The 14,901-nt window shown below is 70.0% G+C and carries 14 protein-coding genes; 5 read left to right on the top strand and 9 right to left on the bottom strand.

Features of this window, described 5'->3' with window-relative positions:
• Positions 1-431 precede the first annotated feature (431 nt).
• The 4 genes from GFD30_RS12695 to GFD30_RS12680 all read right to left on the bottom strand — a co-directional run bounded on the left by GFD30_RS12695 (position 432) and on the right by GFD30_RS12680 (position 5,198).
• The gene (locus GFD30_RS12695) at positions 432-1,019 is read right to left on the bottom strand and encodes a GTP-binding protein (RefSeq protein ID WP_125249875.1); all 588 of its coding nucleotides are present in this window, start codon (positions 1,017-1,019) and stop codon (positions 432-434) included.
• Between the two features lie 6 nt (positions 1,020-1,025).
• The gene (locus GFD30_RS12690) at positions 1,026-1,403 is read right to left on the bottom strand and encodes a DUF742 domain-containing protein (protein ID WP_106364086.1); all 378 of its coding nucleotides are present in this window, start codon (positions 1,401-1,403) and stop codon (positions 1,026-1,028) included.
• A 219-nt stretch (positions 1,404-1,622) separates the two neighbouring features.
• The gene (locus GFD30_RS12685; RefSeq protein WP_030161947.1) at positions 1,623-2,021 is read right to left on the bottom strand and encodes a roadblock/LC7 domain-containing protein; all 399 of its coding nucleotides are present in this window, start codon (positions 2,019-2,021) and stop codon (positions 1,623-1,625) included.
• 45 nt (positions 2,022-2,066) lie between these two features.
• Positions 2,067-5,198 (bottom strand): sensor histidine kinase, encoded by a 3,132-nt coding sequence (locus GFD30_RS12680; RefSeq protein WP_194201945.1) that lies wholly within the window; start codon positions 5,196-5,198, stop codon positions 2,067-2,069.
• Positions 5,199-5,834: 636 nt separating this feature from the next.
• Here GFD30_RS12680 and GFD30_RS12675 point away from each other — a divergent pair.
• The 5 genes from GFD30_RS12675 to GFD30_RS27550 all read left to right on the top strand — a co-directional run bounded on the left by GFD30_RS12675 (position 5,835) and on the right by GFD30_RS27550 (position 10,766).
• Positions 5,835-6,638 carry an MHYT domain-containing protein gene (locus GFD30_RS12675; protein ID WP_153025565.1) on the top strand — a complete coding sequence of 268 codons (804 nt, stop codon included), beginning with the start codon at positions 5,835-5,837 and terminating at the stop codon, positions 6,636-6,638.
• An 80-nt stretch (positions 6,639-6,718) separates the two neighbouring features.
• Positions 6,719-7,798, top strand: coding sequence for an MHYT domain-containing protein (locus GFD30_RS12670; RefSeq protein ID WP_153025564.1), 1,080 nt, complete (start codon positions 6,719-6,721; stop codon positions 7,796-7,798).
• Positions 7,799-8,083: 285 nt separating this feature from the next.
• A complete protein-coding gene (locus GFD30_RS12665; protein WP_153025563.1) occupies positions 8,084-8,413 on the top strand; it encodes a hypothetical protein in 330 nt (109 codons plus the stop codon).
• A gap of 11 nt (positions 8,414-8,424) precedes the next feature.
• Positions 8,425-9,135: a hypothetical protein gene (locus tag GFD30_RS12660; protein WP_153025562.1), complete on the top strand. Its 711-nt coding sequence runs from the start codon at positions 8,425-8,427 to the stop codon at positions 9,133-9,135.
• Between the two features lie 2 nt (positions 9,136-9,137).
• The gene (locus GFD30_RS27550) at positions 9,138-10,766 is read left to right on the top strand and encodes a hypothetical protein (protein WP_153025561.1); all 1,629 of its coding nucleotides are present in this window, start codon (positions 9,138-9,140) and stop codon (positions 10,764-10,766) included.
• A gap of 67 nt (positions 10,767-10,833) precedes the next feature.
• Here the strand turns inward: GFD30_RS27550 and ccsB are convergent, their stop codons facing one another.
• From ccsB to GFD30_RS12630, 5 genes are read right to left on the bottom strand one after another with little or no spacing between them, the layout of a single operon-like run.
• Positions 10,834-11,796 (bottom strand): c-type cytochrome biogenesis protein CcsB, encoded by a 963-nt coding sequence (ccsB, locus tag GFD30_RS12650; protein WP_153025560.1) that lies wholly within the window; start codon positions 11,794-11,796, stop codon positions 10,834-10,836.
• Positions 11,793-13,379 (bottom strand): cytochrome c biogenesis protein ResB, encoded by a 1,587-nt coding sequence (gene resB, locus GFD30_RS12645; protein ID WP_322633201.1) that lies wholly within the window; start codon positions 13,377-13,379, stop codon positions 11,793-11,795. The genes ccsB and resB overlap by 4 nt, the downstream gene beginning before the upstream one ends.
• The gene (locus GFD30_RS12640) at positions 13,376-14,143 is read right to left on the bottom strand and encodes a cytochrome c biogenesis CcdA family protein (protein ID WP_322633200.1); all 768 of its coding nucleotides are present in this window, start codon (positions 14,141-14,143) and stop codon (positions 13,376-13,378) included. The genes resB and GFD30_RS12640 overlap by 4 nt, the downstream gene beginning before the upstream one ends.
• The gene (locus tag GFD30_RS12635) at positions 14,140-14,310 is read right to left on the bottom strand and encodes a hypothetical protein (protein WP_153025559.1); all 171 of its coding nucleotides are present in this window, start codon (positions 14,308-14,310) and stop codon (positions 14,140-14,142) included. The genes GFD30_RS12640 and GFD30_RS12635 overlap by 4 nt, the downstream gene beginning before the upstream one ends.
• Positions 14,310-14,900, bottom strand: a complete 591-nt coding sequence (locus tag GFD30_RS12630) for a TlpA family protein disulfide reductase (protein ID WP_153025558.1) — start codon at positions 14,898-14,900, stop codon at positions 14,310-14,312. Before GFD30_RS12630 ends, GFD30_RS12635 begins: the two co-directional genes overlap by 1 nt.
• Position 14,901: the final 1 nt, after the last annotated feature.

Genomic DNA, 14,901 nt, shown 5'->3' with positions numbered 1-14,901 from the left:
GTCCCAGCCGCTCAGCTCGAACCTTGCACGGGTTCGAGCCCTTCGCCGCGCCCAAGCAGGAACACGCCGAAGGAGATGCCCGGTCGAACCGGGGACCCGGCGGCCGCACGCGCTTCCCCGCCGCGTACTCCGTGTCGCCGCCGCTTGAACGCGGGCTTCACCGAACCAGACGGCCGGAGAACCAGGCCCGCCCCTCCACTCACCTCGTTGTCGCCGATTCAGCAACCGCGGCCACCCACAGCCCGGAACGTCGAAGCACCCGCCTGCTCCGAGGGGCGATCTCGACGGCTTCCCGAAGAACGCTGAAGGCGCCCAAAGCGTTCTGCCTTGGGCGCCTTCAGCATGGTCCAGGTGGTTCGGGTCAGCCTAGACGGTCACCGCGCGCGGGGGCGCGGTTCGCGGTCGGTTGTCATGCGTCCAGTTGTGGGCACTTAGTGGACGCCGACGGTGCGGGTTCGCCGCATCGACAGCACGTACTCGACGAGCTTGATGAGCACCTGCTTGGTGGACTCGCGGTTGCGGGCATCGGTGTACATCACGGGGACGTCGTGCGAGATCTGCAGGGCGTCGCGGATGTCGTTGATCTCGTGGAGCTGCTTGCCGTCGAAGCAGTTCACCGCCACCAGGTATGGGAGCTTGCGGTGCTCGAAGAAGTCGATGACCGAGAAGCAGTCGGCGAGGCGGCGGGTGTCGACCAGGACGATGGCGCCGATCGCGCCGCGCACCAGCTCGTCCCACATGAACCAGAAGCGGGTCTGGCCCGGGGTGCCGAACAGGTACAGGATCAGGTCCTGGTCGATCGTGATGCGGCCGAAGTCCATCGCGACGGTGGTCGTCGCCTTGTCGGGCACCAGGTTGTTGTCGTCGACGCCCTCGGAGGCGGAGGTCATGATCGCCTCGGTCGTCAACGGGGTGATCTCGGAGACCGATCCGACCAAGGTCGTCTTGCCGACGCCGAAGCCACCGGCGATGACGATCTTGGCAGAGGTCACACGAGAGGTGTCTGCGGGTGAGTTCATTAGGGTCTATAGCCTCCTGAGTCCACTGAGGACACGCTCAAGGAGCTCGGTTCCGACCGATTCGTCGCCGCCGTCCGCGTCGAAGCCGGTGGGTTCGTGCACTGCCAACAAGCCGTCGGCCGCCATGTCGGCGACCAGCACGCGGGCGACCCCGAGCGGGACCTCCATGCGTGCGGCGATCTCCGCGAGCGACTGGAGCCGGCCGCCGCACAGGTCGACGATCACCTTCTGCTCCCTGCCGCCGAGGAACTGCCCGGACCGGCCGCGCGCGGTGGTCTCCACCAGCGCTTCGAGTGCGATCTCCAATTGCGGCCGCGTACGGCCGCGCGTGACCGCGTACGGTCTGACGAGTGAGCCAGTAGGCTCATCACCACCGAGGACCATTGTTACCTCCAACCACGGCACCAGATCCCACAATCCTTGTGCCGCAGTCTTGTCAGTTATCCGTGTACCGGGTGCCCGGGGAGGCACCGGCCCGTCGCCTGGGGATGCGACGGAGGGGTTCGTTGTTCAGTTCGTCCCATTCTCAGCTGCGTTCCCGCTCGAATGGAGCCTACCGTGCCGCCACCCGTTGCGCCAAGCGTGCACCGGAAGCGGCCCGGATCAGCTTCGGGCCGAAGGCGTGAGGGCCTGGCCGACCCGGTCGACCAGGAGGGCCATCTCGTAGCCGACCTGGCCCACGTCGCAGTTCTTCGACGCCAGCACCGCGAACGAGGAACCGTCGCTGATGGACATCAGGAAGAGGAAGCCACGGTCCATCTCGACCACCGTCTGGAGGACGGCGCCGCCCTCGAAGCAGCGGGACGCGCCCTGGGTCAGGCTCACCAGACCCGAGGTCACCGCCGAAAGCTGGTCGGCGCGGTCCCTTGGCAGGTCCCGGGAGGACGCCAGCAGCAGACCGTCGGCGCTGACCGCGACGGCGTGGGCCACGCCCGGCACGCGTTCGGCGAAGCCGGCCAGCAGCCAGCCCAGGTCCTGGACCGAGGTTCCACCAGTGCTCATCGTTTGCGCTCCTTAGTAGCGTCTGCCGTGTTGCGGATCAGCGACTCAGTTGCCGTCATTGCCACGTCCTCGCTGCACCCCACGGTGATAGGCCGACAGCAGGCCCCGAATGCCCTCGGGGTTGCGCTTCTGCGCGCTGACGGTCTCCTGTGATTCCTCCACCGCGCCGGGAACGAGGCGTTCCATCGGTCGGCGCTTGGGAAGGCCCACCGGGGTCGTCTCGTCGATGGTCTCGGCGAAGGCGTTGTCGACGCGCGACCACCCGTCGTCGGCGGCGGTGCGCCACGCGTAGGACCCGGTGTCGGATTCAGGGGAGGTGAGGCGGCGTCGCTCGAGACCCGAGGCGGCCGGCGAATCGTCGGCGGCGGGGGTGCTCTGCATGGTCGGGCCTTCCGTGGGCTGCGGAGGGGAGGTCGGCGCCGCGTCCCGAGCCTGGGCGGGGGACTCGTCCGCACCTGACTGGTCAGCGTAGCGCGGTGCGGATGCCTCCGCCACCTCCGCGGGTTCACGGGAGGCCGACCGGAAGGAGGACTCGGGTGCGTCCTCGACCTTCGCGGCCTCGTCGTCGACCTTCTTCGGCGCGGGCGTGACCGCCTTGAACCAGGCGGACTCGACCTCGCGGAAGATCGGGAGCTCGGTCGTGGCGTCCACGGCGGACACCCGGTCGCGGCGGGCGGCGCGCGGCGCCTCCGTGCCGGACGGTGCCGCGGCGACGTCGGGCCACGACGGCGGGGCCGGCTCCGGCTCGGGCGTCCACGCCTCGAGCTGGATCTTCGGCAGGGCCACGTGCTCGGAGGAGACGATCTCCCCGGTCACCTCCATGACCTTGCCGTTGGCCTTGCGCTCGTCCGCGAGGCCGCCGGGCCGGAACATGAAGCCCGGCTCCTCGTCGACGGGGCGCTGCTGGAACGCCTGCGGCTGGAAGTCCTGCGCCTGCTGGGGCCGCTGCACCGAGTACTCGCCGGTGACGGGCTCGACCGCCGGCGGAGTGTTCGGGCGCGAGGGCACCTGCGGGGCGCTCGGCTGCCACGCGGGCGGCGTGGGCTGCGGCGACGGCGGGGAGTGCGGGGTCGAGGGCGGGGCCGTGTCGAACAGGCCCGCCGGGCTCTCGGGGACCCGCGGCAGGGCGCCGGTGGCCTCCATGCCGAGCAGCTCGCCGCGCGGGCCGTTGCCGTTGACGCCCTCGAGCGGGACGCCGCTGCGCAGGCCGCGCTCGGGGAGCTTCGGCTCGGTCAGGACCGAGTCGCCCAGGATGACCTCGGCGACCGTGCCGCGCTGCTCGCCGGGGCGCAGTTCGACGTGGACGTCATGGCGCCGCGCCAGGCGGGCGACCACGACCAGGCCCATCATGCGCGAGGACGCGAGGTCGATGACGTCCGCCGACTCCGAGAGCTGCCGGTTGATGTCCTCGATCTGCGCCGGCGGCATGCCGATGCCGACGTCGTTGATGCGGACCCGGATCGCGCCGTTCGGGCTGTCGGCCGTGCGCATCTGCTCGGCCTCGACCTGCACCGGGGACTCCGGCGGGGAGAACGCGGTCGCGTTGTCCATGAGCTCGGCGATGAGGTGTACGAGGTCGTTGACGGCGGCGGGGCGGATCTCCCGCTCGGCCTCCAGGTTCCCGAACTCGATGCGGGTGTACTGCTCGACCTCGGACTGGGCCGCCTGCAGGATGTCGCCGATCGGCGCCGGGTAGCGCTCCTGGCGGGTGGAGTCCGCGCCGGCGAGCACCAGGAGGTTCTCGTCGTTGCGGCGCATGCGGGTCGCGAGGTGGTCGAGCTGGAACAGCTCGGCCAGGCGGTCCGGGTTCTCCTCGCCGCGCTCCAGGTGGTCGAGGTGGCCGATGAGCCGGTCGACCAGGTTCTGGGAGCGGCGGGCGAGGTTGATGAACATCTGCGAGACGTTGGCGCGCAGGGCGGCCTGCTCGGCCGCGATGCGGATCGCCTCGGTGTGGACGATGTTGAACGAGTGCGCCACGTTGCCGATCTCGTCGCGCTGGTCGATGTCGATGACCGCGCCGGTGTCGGCGGCGACCTCGTCCGGGGTCCGGTTGCCGATGGTCTCCGCGTCGCGCATCTGCGCCACCGCCTGGGGCAGCGACACGTGCGCCACGTCCAGCGCGCCTTCGCGCAGGCGGCGCAGGCCGGTCGCCATGTTGCGGGCGATGAGCAGGGCGATCACGGTCGCGATGACGAACGCCGCGAGGATGAGCACGGCTTCGAGCAGGAGCTGGAAGATCTGCGCGTTCAGGTCGGCGGTCGCGTCGGACAGGACCTCGTCGGACTCGGCGTTGATGTAGTCGAGGCCGTTCTTGAGGATCGCGTTGTAGGAGTCGATGACGGCGGCGTCGACGACGAGCGGCTTGTCGGTGCCGGCGTTGACCGCCTCGTTCTCGAACGTCAGGGCCGCTTCGGCCTCGGCGGTGTTCAGGCCGCCCGGGCTGAAGAAGAACGCGAGCTGCTCGTCGCGGTCGGCGACGGTCTTGAACTGGTCCTCGGCGGTCTTGCGCTGGGTCGCGAAGGCGATGAAGTTCTGCCAGCGGGTGTTGTTGATGAACTTCTTGTCGTTGCCGACGTTGATCGCGATCGCGCGCTCCTCCTCCAGCGTCTCGAGGACGGTGGTGGCGGCGGCGATGGCCTGGAGGTTCCGGGCGATCTCGGGGTCGTTGACGATGCGCGAGGAGATGTCGGTGATCGTCACCAGTTCGGCGACGAGCCGCTGGTAGACGCGGGAGGTCGCGTCGATCGAGACGCCGTCGGGGCTGTCGGCGGCGGCCTGGCGGATCTGGCGCAGGCTCTCGTACTGGGTACGGACGGCGTCGATGCGGTTCGAGATGTCGTCGGAGAGGGAGGGGAGGGCGTCGGCCTTCTCGTTGAACTGGTCGAGCGCGTCGTCGGTCGCCTGCTGCTGGGCGGCGACGGCGGCCTCGTCGTACTGGGTCTCGTCGATGCCCTCGACGTGGTCCTCGCCGAGCCGCAGGTTGGTGACGAGCAGGGACCGCTCGACCTGGAGGTCGTACCGGAGTTCGGCCGTGACGGCGTTGAACTCCACGAGGTCCACCATGTCGGCCGACTCGAACACCTGGTCCGCCAGGTCGTACAGGCGGAGGCTGGCGACGGCCACCAGGACGACGAGGGGCACGAGGAGGATCAGTCCCAGCTTGGACCGGATTCGCATGTCGGCGATGCGGGGCAGGCCGAGCGGTCCTCGTCGAGCCGCTGAACCCGCACGGTTCGAGCTGCGCTTGCTCACCTTGTCTAGCCTCCTGGGGTGGTCCTCTGTGTCAGACCGACGGGCCCGTGCCGGGCCGGGCTCGGTCTCGGGCCGACGGCGCGCGCCGGCTGCCGTCCTGCCGCCGGGGACGACGGGGGGCGGCATGTGAAGCCCAGCAGATTCCATCATGACGAACGAGGGCGTCGAAATCCAGGGGCGTACCGGAGTACTGAATCCGGCTCCGTATCGCACCGTGTTACCGGGCGAATCTCAAGAAACACTGACTATTCAGACACACGCCTACGCGGTATTCGGCTGTCCGGTCGAGAAATCCGACTACTCGGATGATGAGCCTCAGACCAACGGCTTGATCCGGCTCGGACGAAGCGCGCCGGCACCGACCGCCGCGACCCGGCCACCGTCGGTGCCGTCCGATTCGCGGCTTTGGTCCGCGCCCGCGCCTCGCCCTCCGAAGGGCGCGTTCCGGGCAGACCCTCCACAACCGACTTCGCGTCCCGGGACAACTCGCACATCGTGTGCGACGGCGCCGGCATCCGCTGCGGCACGGTGGATCCACGACGCCTTCCAGGAGGGAACGCCATGGACCCGCTCGCGGTCACGCTCGAGCACCACCACTTCACGTACGGCTGGCTCAATCCGGTGATGGGCCTCGCCTTCGCCGCAGCCGGGTCCTTCCTCGGCCTGTCGGCCTCCCGCTACGCCCGCGCCGCCGCCACCGCCGGCGGACGCCTCCGCTGGATCCTCATGGCCGCCTTGGCCATCGGCGGCATCGGCATCTGGATGATGCACTTCATCGCGATGATCGGCTTCACCGTCACGGGGGCGGACATCGCCTACGACCCCGCGCTCACCGCCGCTTCATTCGGGCTCGCGGTGCTCGCGGTGGGGGTCGGGCTGTTCGCGTCCGGCGGCAAGCGCGCTGGCTGGCCGCGCCTGGCGCTGGGCGGACTGCTGTGCGGCGCGGGCGTGGTCGGGATGCACTACACCGGCATGGCGGCGGTCGCGACGGGCGGACGGGTCGGTTTCGACCCGGCGCTGGTCGCGGCCTCCGCCGCCATCGCGGTGGTGGCCTCGACGGTGGCGCTGCGCTTCGCGGCGGTGGTGGACCGGCGCGGGTCGATGGCGCTCGCGTCGGGCGTCATGAGCGTCGCCGTCGTCGGCATGCACTACACGGGCATGGCCGCGGTGCGCATCGACGGCCCGGCGCGGTCGGACCTGTCGGGCATCGACCCGCTGATCCTGCTGCTGCCGATCCTGATCCTGGCGCTCGTCGCCATCGTCGGCATGGTCTTCGGGGTGCTCGCCTCCCCGAGCCTCGACCGACTCGACCGAAATGACCGTCCTAGTGCAACTGTCCGTCTTGCGGATGCCGCCGGACAGTAGTCGTATAGGTTTCGAACCGCGCCGATCGCAATCGCGCAACATTCCGGATACGGGCAGCCGCCTGGGGAGGAAGACCGCTGGTGGAACATGTGAGTCACTTCACTTATGGGTGGATCAACCCCATCATGTCGTTCGGATTCGCCTTCGCGGGCTCGATCCTGGCGCTGATGTGCATGACGCAGGCGCGCCGGCAGGACGGCACGGTGAAAGCGGTCCGCAAGCGGGTGCAGTGGATCGCCTTGGCCTCGTTCTCCTTGGGCGCCACGGCGATTTGGATGATGCACTTCACCGCGATGATCGGCTTCAAGGTCATCGACTCCGACATCGCCTACGACCCGCTCAGGACGTTCCTCAGCCTGGTCGCCTCGGTCGGCTCGGTGTTCTTCGGCCTCCTGGTCGCGGGCACCGGCAACCGCGGGACCGTCGGAAAGATCCTCATCGCCGGGCCGCTCACCGGCCTCGGCGTCGTCGTCATGCACTACTCGGGCATGGCGGCCATCAACGTCTCGGGCCTCATCTCCCACGACCGGACCTACTTCATCGCCTCCGTGGTGATCGCCGTGGTCGCCGCGACCGCGGCGCTGTTCTGCGGCATGTACCTCGACGGCTGGCGGTGGCACACCGCCGCGGGCGTCGTCATGGCGATCGCGGTGTGCGGCATGCACTACACGGGCATGGCCGGCGTCCGCGTCACCCTCTACAACGAGGGCCGCGACACCGTCGAGGGCATCGACCCGATCATGCTCATCCTGCCGATCCTCGGCGTCGCGACGCTCGGGATCATCGTGCTCCTGTTCGCGCTCATGGGGACCACGCCGAAGACGGTGACCCGCCGCGAGCAGCTCGGCATCCACGTCGAGGACGAGGAGGCCCTCCCGACCTCGACCGGCGCGATCCCGGTGGACCGCATGCGCCGCCAGCAGCGGCAGCAGGACCGCCCCCGCACTCCCGGCCGCGTCCGCAACCGCACGGAGCGCGCCTCCGGACGCGTCCCCGACCAGCGCACCACTCCCCCGGTCCCGGCCCCGCAGGGCCAGGACGACCTCCCGCGCATCGTCCCCGACCGCCCGGGCTCGCGCCCCCAGCGGTCCTTCCAGCAGGCGGACCTCGACGTCACCGCCGAACGCTTCGACGTCACCCGCAACACCCGCGGCCACTGACCCGCGCACCCGTCAAGCAGCGGGAACGGCCCCCACCGGATCGGTGGGGGCCGTTCCCGTATGCCTTATATATATGGTCCGCTACACGCTGTCGGCCCTCGCGCCCCGAAATCGGCCGCGACGACCGCGCGGCCGATGGGCCACGGCCGCAGGGCGGCACGTCGGATCGGGACCCCCAGCGAGAGTTCGCTCCGACCGCGTTTCGGTGTACCGCACGCATGGTGACGACCCGATACCATGAGACTCAGAGACAAAAGATCCCGAAACACCCCCGGAGGTCCCGTCGTGGCCGAGCGGATCCTTGATCCCACATATCTTGAAGCCTTCCGAGACGAGCTGGTCAACCGGCTCAATCACGTCACCGAGCTGACCGAGATGCTGCTGCCCGAACGCGAACTCGGTGTCGAGCCCGGATTCGGGCTGCTCGAATCCTCGCAGCAGGCACGCGACGACTACAAGCGCGCACACGAAGAGGTCTGGAACAACCTTCAAAAGCTCCGCCAGGATCTGTACGGTGCGATCGTGACGCTCAACGACGCTCTCGGCCTGCACATGGAGGCGGAAGAGCTGAACGTCCAAATGCTCAGCGCACCCGGCGCCGACATCGAGAGCTAGGACCCCTCACCATGAATCGACTCGCCAAGACCTGTACCGCCGCGGCCGCCGCCGGACTCCTGCTGTCCGCCTGCAATTCCGAGGGCAACGCCTCCGACGACGCCTCAGACGGTTCGGGCGAGAACCCGGTGTACGCCGAGATGGCCACCTGGAACGCGTGCGAAGTCCTGGACAACCTCCAGCCGATCGCCGACGAGATGGGGATCGAGGGATGGGGCGGTACCAATGTCGAAGGCGGTGCGCCCGGACCCTCCGAGCTCGGCAACACCCTCGACCCCGACGCCTTCGGTTGCGGAAGCCTCCTCAACCTCCGCAGTTCCGGAGAGTACGAGAACTTCGGCGGCGGCGGTGAGCTCAAGGTCAAGCTCGTGCCGACCGAGAGCGCCGACGCTGCCGCATCGGCCTACGAAGAGCGCGCGGGAAGCGCGCAGTCGGCGGGCTCGTCAAGCGAGGGATTCACCGAATCCGCACTTGCCGGCGAATGGGACCAAGGCGTCCTCTACGGGTGGACCGGCAGCGCCGACGCGCACTATCTCGAGGTCATCGGCCAGAGCGGCCAATGGGTTCTCCACATCCAGTTGAACTACGACCAGAACTTCGGCGAGGAGGACGGCGAACCCGCGTACTCGTTCACCAGCGATGAACTCGAGCAGTGGTTCGCCGAGACCTATGCGGCCGGGGTCGAGCAGACCGTGAACGGCAAGATAGCGGAGGTGCAGTGACCATGAGCGACATCGAATTCGCCGCCGAGACGTACGGAGGCGTGGCCGGTCAGGAAGCGGTCAACGGCCAAGACGCCTCCGCGACCGCCGTCTACCGCAGTCAGGCGCCGTGCTCGAACCCGAGCTGCACCAACACCAACACGACCTTCGAAGAAGCCTGGATCAAGCTCGTCTCCGCGATCCCGGTGACCGGGCAGATTCAGCGGTTCACGTGCGTGGCTGTCGGAACCGCCGCCCCCACGCCGGAGGAGGTCAGAGGCCTGGTCGCGCAAGTTCGGCCCGATGACGAAGACCGGTTCGCACTCCGTGAGATCTCCCGGCACTGGATGACCTTCAACCAGCGGTTCGCCATCGACGACAACGAAGCCGTCGGCAAGATCCTCGAGCAGAAGCTCACCGAGCTCTCCAACGGCTGGCAGGGCACCGACTTCGACGCCTTCGCCGAGCAGATGGAGACGGTCTTCGCCAACTGCGCGCAGATCCAAGCCGACATCGGCGACAACACCAGCGGGCTCATCGGGCTGCTGGAGTTCAAGGCCGAAGAGATCTTCGCCCTCCAGGGAGGCGAGTCGTACGAACTCCCCTACCCCGCACCGCAGTACTGGGTCGAGGACGAAGGCGGCCTCTTCTCCGATCCGACCGTGCACCACCGGGTCCCGTTCAAGGACGGCGACTGCGAGATCACCGACGGGTGCTCGTGGGACGGCGAGGACGACTCCGCCAACCGGGCCATGGAGCTCGGCGGTTTCAACGGCGACTACGCCAACGAGCTGGGCCAGTACGTGGCGGACCAGACCGAGGCCCACCTCGCGCGGCTCAAGCGAGAGAACCCGGAGACTCCTGAGGCCGAACTGCGCACTCAGGCCGAGCAACTCGCGACACAGGACGGCGACGCCCGCGCCAAGCGGGACTACGACTCTGGCTCGCAGGACTACCAGGCGCGCGCCGCCGAGCAGAACGACACGGTCCTGGCTCGATGGGAAGATGCCGAGATCGCGACTCAGGAGTTCACGCCGACCGTGGAACCGGTGCAGGACACCACGTTCCGCGAGTCCGGCCAGGATCTCGACGGCGGCGGGTACTCGCCGCCGACGGGCGGGGACTTCAACGGTTCGCCGACGAGTTCGGGGTCGAGCGGGTTGACCCCGCCGCCCACGACCACCCCGTTCGGGAGCGGGGGCTCGTCGGGCACGTCGTCGTGGAACCCGACGACCGGGGGCGACGAGGAGACGTCCGGTGGCCTCGCCGGCGGCGGACTCGGCGGCGGCCTCGGCGGTCTGCCGGGCGGCGGTGCCGGTGGCGGCCTGCCCGGCGGCGGCGCGGGCGGCGGTGCCGGCGGCGGGATGGGTGGTGCCGGAATGGGCCTGTTCGGGCCCGCGGTCGGGTCGACGCCGGGTGCCGGGGCCGGAGCCGGGGCAGGCGGCCGCGCCGGCGGTTCGGGGCTCGGGAAGGGCTCGGGGCTGTTCGGGAAGACGACCGGGGCCGGCGGCGCCGGGATGATGGGCGGCGCCGGCGGCAGGCCCGGGGCCGGAGGCGACGAGAACGCCGAAGGCAAGGAGTCGTGGCTGACCGAGGACGAGGACGTCTGGGGCCTGGCCCGCTTCGAGGACGAGAACGACCCGCTGGCGTGACCGCCGCGGCATGACGCGGTCGGGCCCCTCGCGCCAGTGCGCGAGGGGCCCGATCCGGCGTCCGGCCTCAGACTCCGGCGTAGGAGTGGAGTCCGGCGAAGACCAGGTTGACGGCGGTGAGGTTGAAGAGCATGACCGCGTAGCCGAGGATCGCGATCCAGGGCGCGTTCGCCTTGGCGGACCGGCCCGAGACGCGGGCGTGCAGGTAGGCGGCGTACACGACCCAGGCGATGAAGGCCCACACCTCCTTGGGGTCCCAGTTCCAGTAGCGGCCCCACGCGAAGTGGGCCCAGACCGCGCCGGCGAGGATGCCGAAGGTCAGGAGCGGGAACGCGAACACGTGGATCTTGAACGTCATGCGCTCCAGGGCGTTCGCGTCGGGGAGGCGCTCGGCGATGTTGAGGGGGAAGCGGATCGGCTTGCCGTCGGAGCGCTGGCGGTCGTAGCGGCGCTTGAGCAGGTGCAGGATCGCGAAGACGCAGCCGATGAGCAGGATGCCGGAGGCGGCGATGGCGGCCGTGACGTGGATGACGATCCAGTACGAGTCGAGCGCGGGGACCAGGGGCCCGGCCTCGGTGTAGACGCGGACGCTGGTGCCGAGGACCATCGTGACGGCGAAGGTCGCGAAGAGGCCGAGGCGGCGCGGGACGCTGCCGCGGGAGACGAGGACCAGCCAGGTGACCATGCCCGCGAGGGCGACGCCCACGGTGTACTCGAACATGTTGCCCCACGGCCACCGTCCGGTGTAGACGACGCGGGTGACGATGCTCGCGGCGAGCGCGGCGGTGCCGAGGAACGTCAGGACGAGGCCGAGCCGGCCGGCGCCGCGGGCGGCGACGGGGCTGATCGGGGCCTCCGACGGGGACTCGGCCGGGGCGTCGTCGGGGGCGTCGGCGCCGCCGGCGGCCACGAGGGCCCGCTTGGCCACGCGCTTGTCGAAGGCGTATTCGACGGCGTAGGAGAACATCGCCGCCGCGTAGGTGAGGATGGTCGCGACGAACAGGGCGTTCGCGGCTTCTGCACCGGTCATTGCTCACTCCCGGACTTGTCGGTGTGGGTTCCCGGCGGCTCGTAGTCGGGCGCGATCGCGGCTGTGAGCTCGTCGCACTCCTCGTCGAGGCCGTCGAAGTCGTTGCGGTTGAGGCCGGCGGTCTCGACGGTGCCGTCGGGGTTCCACCGGATCCAGTATCGTCTGCGGCGCACGGCGAGCCCTGGTAGGAGGCCGAGCAGGAGGAGGACCGCGCCTGCGAGGACGACGGGCCCGCCGGGGTCGTGGCGGACCTGGAGGACGGCGTACTGCTCGACGCCGTCGAAGGTGAGGGTGGTGCCGTCGGGGAGGGTCATGGCGTCGCCGACGCCGATGACCTCGACTTCCTCGTTGAGCCGGGTCAGGGCCCCGGAGGCGATCTGCTCCTCGTTGACGGAGTACACGGATTCGGGTTCGCCGTCGCCGAGGCCGAGGTCGCCGGTGTAGGCGGTGAGGGCGAGGACCGGGTTGTTCAGTTCGGGGTCGGTGCCCAGGAGCATGGCGGTGGAGTCGTCGAAGGTGGGGACGAGGATCGCGTCGAAGCCGACCTCGGCGTTCGCGTCGACCGTGCCGGTCTCCGGGTCGACGTTCGCGTCGGGGAACTTGAAGGCGCCCTCGGAGTTCAGGGCCGCGTCCATGGCCAGGAACTCCTGGTGGAGCGTCTGGGTCTGCCCGTAGCGGTCGGTGTAGGTGACGACGGCGGTGTAGCCGTGGCCGATGAGGAAGACGTTGGTGCCGTCGATGTTGAGGGGGTGGTTGACCTGGAGGTCGTACTTCCCGGTCTCGCCGGCGGTCTCGTAGGTGACGGCGGCGTCGTAGGCGGTGGGTCCGCCGTCGGTGAACTCGGCGTCGAAGGCGTCGAGGGTGACGCAGAACCGCGGGAGGCTCGTCTCGTCGACCCAGGCGCCGAGGCCGTACTCGTCGTACTGCTGGAGGTTGTTGCAGTAGGACTTGTCCTCGGAGAGGATCCGGTTGCCGTACCAGCTCATGAGGCTGCCGACGGCGACGCCGGCGAGGACGAAGATGATGCTGGTGTGGAACAGCAGGTTCCCGGTCTCGCGCAGGTAGCCCTTCTCGGCGGCGATGACGAACGTGCCGTCCTCGTGCTCGGTCACGGCGGTGCGCCAGCGCCGCTGCTTGAGGACCGCGCGGGCGCGGCCCTGGTTGGCGTCGACGTCGAGCACGCGGTGGTACGGGAGGATCGACATGCGCTTGGGGGCGTCGGGGACCTTGGCGCGCAGGGCCTTCCAGTGGACGCCGAGGCGGGGCACGATGCAGCCGGCGAGGCTGATCATGAGGAGCAGGTAGATCGCGGAGAACCACGGCGAGGTGTAGACGTCGAAGGCCCACAGGCGGTCGAGCCAGGGGGCAAGGTCGGGGTGTTCGTCGAAGTAGCCGGCGACGTCGACGGTGCTGATGGAGCGCTGCGGGAAGGTCGAGCCGGGGATGGCGGCGAGTGCGAGGGCGAGGAGGAGGACGAGCGCGGTGCGCATGGCGGTGAGCTGGTGCCACCAGCGGCGCCAGAACGCGCGGAAGCGTTTGGCGGCCTTGGGTTTGCGGGGCGCGGGGGCGAGGGTGGCGGTCACAGGGCGCTCACCCCGGTGCCGACGGTGGCGCGGAGCCAGTTGGTGAACTCGCCCCAGGCGCCGGTGGCGAGCATGAGGCCGACGGCGATGAGCATGGCGCCGCCGGCGATCGCGATGGCGCGGCCGTGGCGTTTGAGGAAGTCGAGGGCGCGGGCGAGGCGGTGCATGCCGACGGCGAAGAGCACGAAGGGGGCGCCGAGGCCGGCGCAGTAGGCGATCATGAGGCCGACGCCGCGGGCGGTGCCGTCCTGGATGACGGCGAGGCTGGTGATCGCGGCGAGGACCGGTGAGGTGCAGGGGATCCAGGAGAGGGCGAAGACGGCGCCGAAGAGGGGGGCGCCGGCGAGGCCGACGGCGGGGCGCCACTTGGGGACGAAGCCGCCGCGGGTCGGGATGAGGCCGATGAACATGGCGCCCATGGCGATCATGACGATGCCGGCGGCGGTCTCGAGGACCTGGGTGTTCTGGAGGAGGGCGCGTCCGGCGCTCTGGAGGGCGAAGACGACGACGGTGTAGACGGCGGTGAACCCGGCGACGAAGAGGAGGGCGCCGGCGAGGACGCGTCCGGTGCGCCGGTCGGTGGTGGTCCCGCCGCCGGCGGCGGAGCCGGCGAGTTCGGCGCCGCTCATGCCGGTGACGTACGAGACGTAGCCGGGCATGAGGGGGAGGGTGCACGGCGAGGCGAACGAGACGAGCCCGGCGAGTGCGGCGACGCCGAACGCGAGCAGGAGCGGCCCGGAGGCGGCGGTCTCGGCGGGGTTCACTCGGCGTCCTCGCGCGGTGCCGGCTCGAAGTGCTGCTTGCGGGAGGCGGGGTTGTCGAGGCGGCGTTTGACGAGGGCGCCGACGGCGACGGCCGTGAGGGCGGCGGTGCCGGCCATGACGGCGCCCTTGGCGGCCCGGCGGACGGCGGGGTTGGACGGCTGGCGCATCAGGTCTCCAGGGCTTTGGCGACGTCGGCGGTGAGCGTCTCGGCGTCGGCGAGTTCGCCCCGCCAGATGGAGAAGACGCGGTGCTCGGCGTCGATGAGGATCGTGGCGGGGATGCTGTTCGGGGAGAGTCCGAAGTCGACGAACTGGTCGGCGACGCGGCCGGCCTCGTCGTACAGGGACGGGTACTGGACGCCCCAGCGGTTCTCGAAGCTCCTGGCGGTGTCGAGGCCGTCGCGGATGTTCACGCCGAGGAACCGGACCGGCTGCCCTTCGAGGGCGGCGGCGGCGTCGACGAGGTGGGGGGCTTCGGCGACGCAGGGCGCGCACCAGGAGCCCCAGAAGTTGACGACGATGACCGAGCCCGCCCAGTCGTCGGTGTCGATCGGGTTGCCGTCGAGGTCCTCGCCTTGCAGGCGGGGGGCCTCGAAGCGGTCCTCGGGGTCTTCCCACCGGTAGTTGGAGCCGTCGCCGGAGACGTACCGGTCGCGGTTGATCTCGTTGACGCGGTTGCTGTCGGCGCCGCCGTCGCCGCAGGCCGCGAGGGCCAGCAGCGGTGCCGCTGCCAGCATGGTCCTGCGCCGGAGCCCCATG

The organism is Glycomyces albidus (assembly GCF_009451885.1).
Lineage (GTDB): Bacteria > Actinomycetota > Actinomycetes > Mycobacteriales > Micromonosporaceae > Glycomyces > Glycomyces albidus.
This window is presented reverse-complemented; position numbering and strand designations above follow the sequence as displayed.

Excerpts from the sequence above, each read along its gene's own strand:
- GFD30_RS12695 (WP_125249875.1), bottom strand. The coding sequence starts at position 1,019 with ATGAACTCACCCGCAGACACCTCTCGTGTGACCTCTGCCAAGATCGTC.
- GFD30_RS12690 (WP_106364086.1), bottom strand. The coding sequence starts at position 1,403 with ATGGTCCTCGGTGGTGATGAGCCTACTGGCTCACTCGTCAGACCGTAC.
- GFD30_RS12685 (WP_030161947.1), bottom strand. The coding sequence starts at position 2,021 with ATGAGCACTGGTGGAACCTCGGTCCAGGACCTGGGCTGGCTGCTGGCC.
- GFD30_RS12680 (WP_194201945.1), bottom strand. The coding sequence starts at position 5,198 with ATGCGAATCCGGTCCAAGCTGGGACTGATCCTCCTCGTGCCCCTCGTC.
- GFD30_RS12675 (WP_153025565.1), top strand. The coding sequence starts at position 5,835 with ATGGACCCGCTCGCGGTCACGCTCGAGCACCACCACTTCACGTACGGC.
- GFD30_RS12660 (WP_153025562.1), top strand. The coding sequence starts at position 8,425 with ATGAATCGACTCGCCAAGACCTGTACCGCCGCGGCCGCCGCCGGACTC.
- GFD30_RS27550 (WP_153025561.1), top strand. The coding sequence starts at position 9,138 with ATGAGCGACATCGAATTCGCCGCCGAGACGTACGGAGGCGTGGCCGGT.
- ccsB (WP_153025560.1), bottom strand. The coding sequence starts at position 11,796 with ATGACCGGTGCAGAAGCCGCGAACGCCCTGTTCGTCGCGACCATCCTC.
- GFD30_RS12635 (WP_153025559.1), bottom strand. The coding sequence starts at position 14,310 with ATGCGCCAGCCGTCCAACCCCGCCGTCCGCCGGGCCGCCAAGGGCGCC.
- GFD30_RS12630 (WP_153025558.1), bottom strand. The coding sequence starts at position 14,900 with ATGGGGCTCCGGCGCAGGACCATGCTGGCAGCGGCACCGCTGCTGGCC.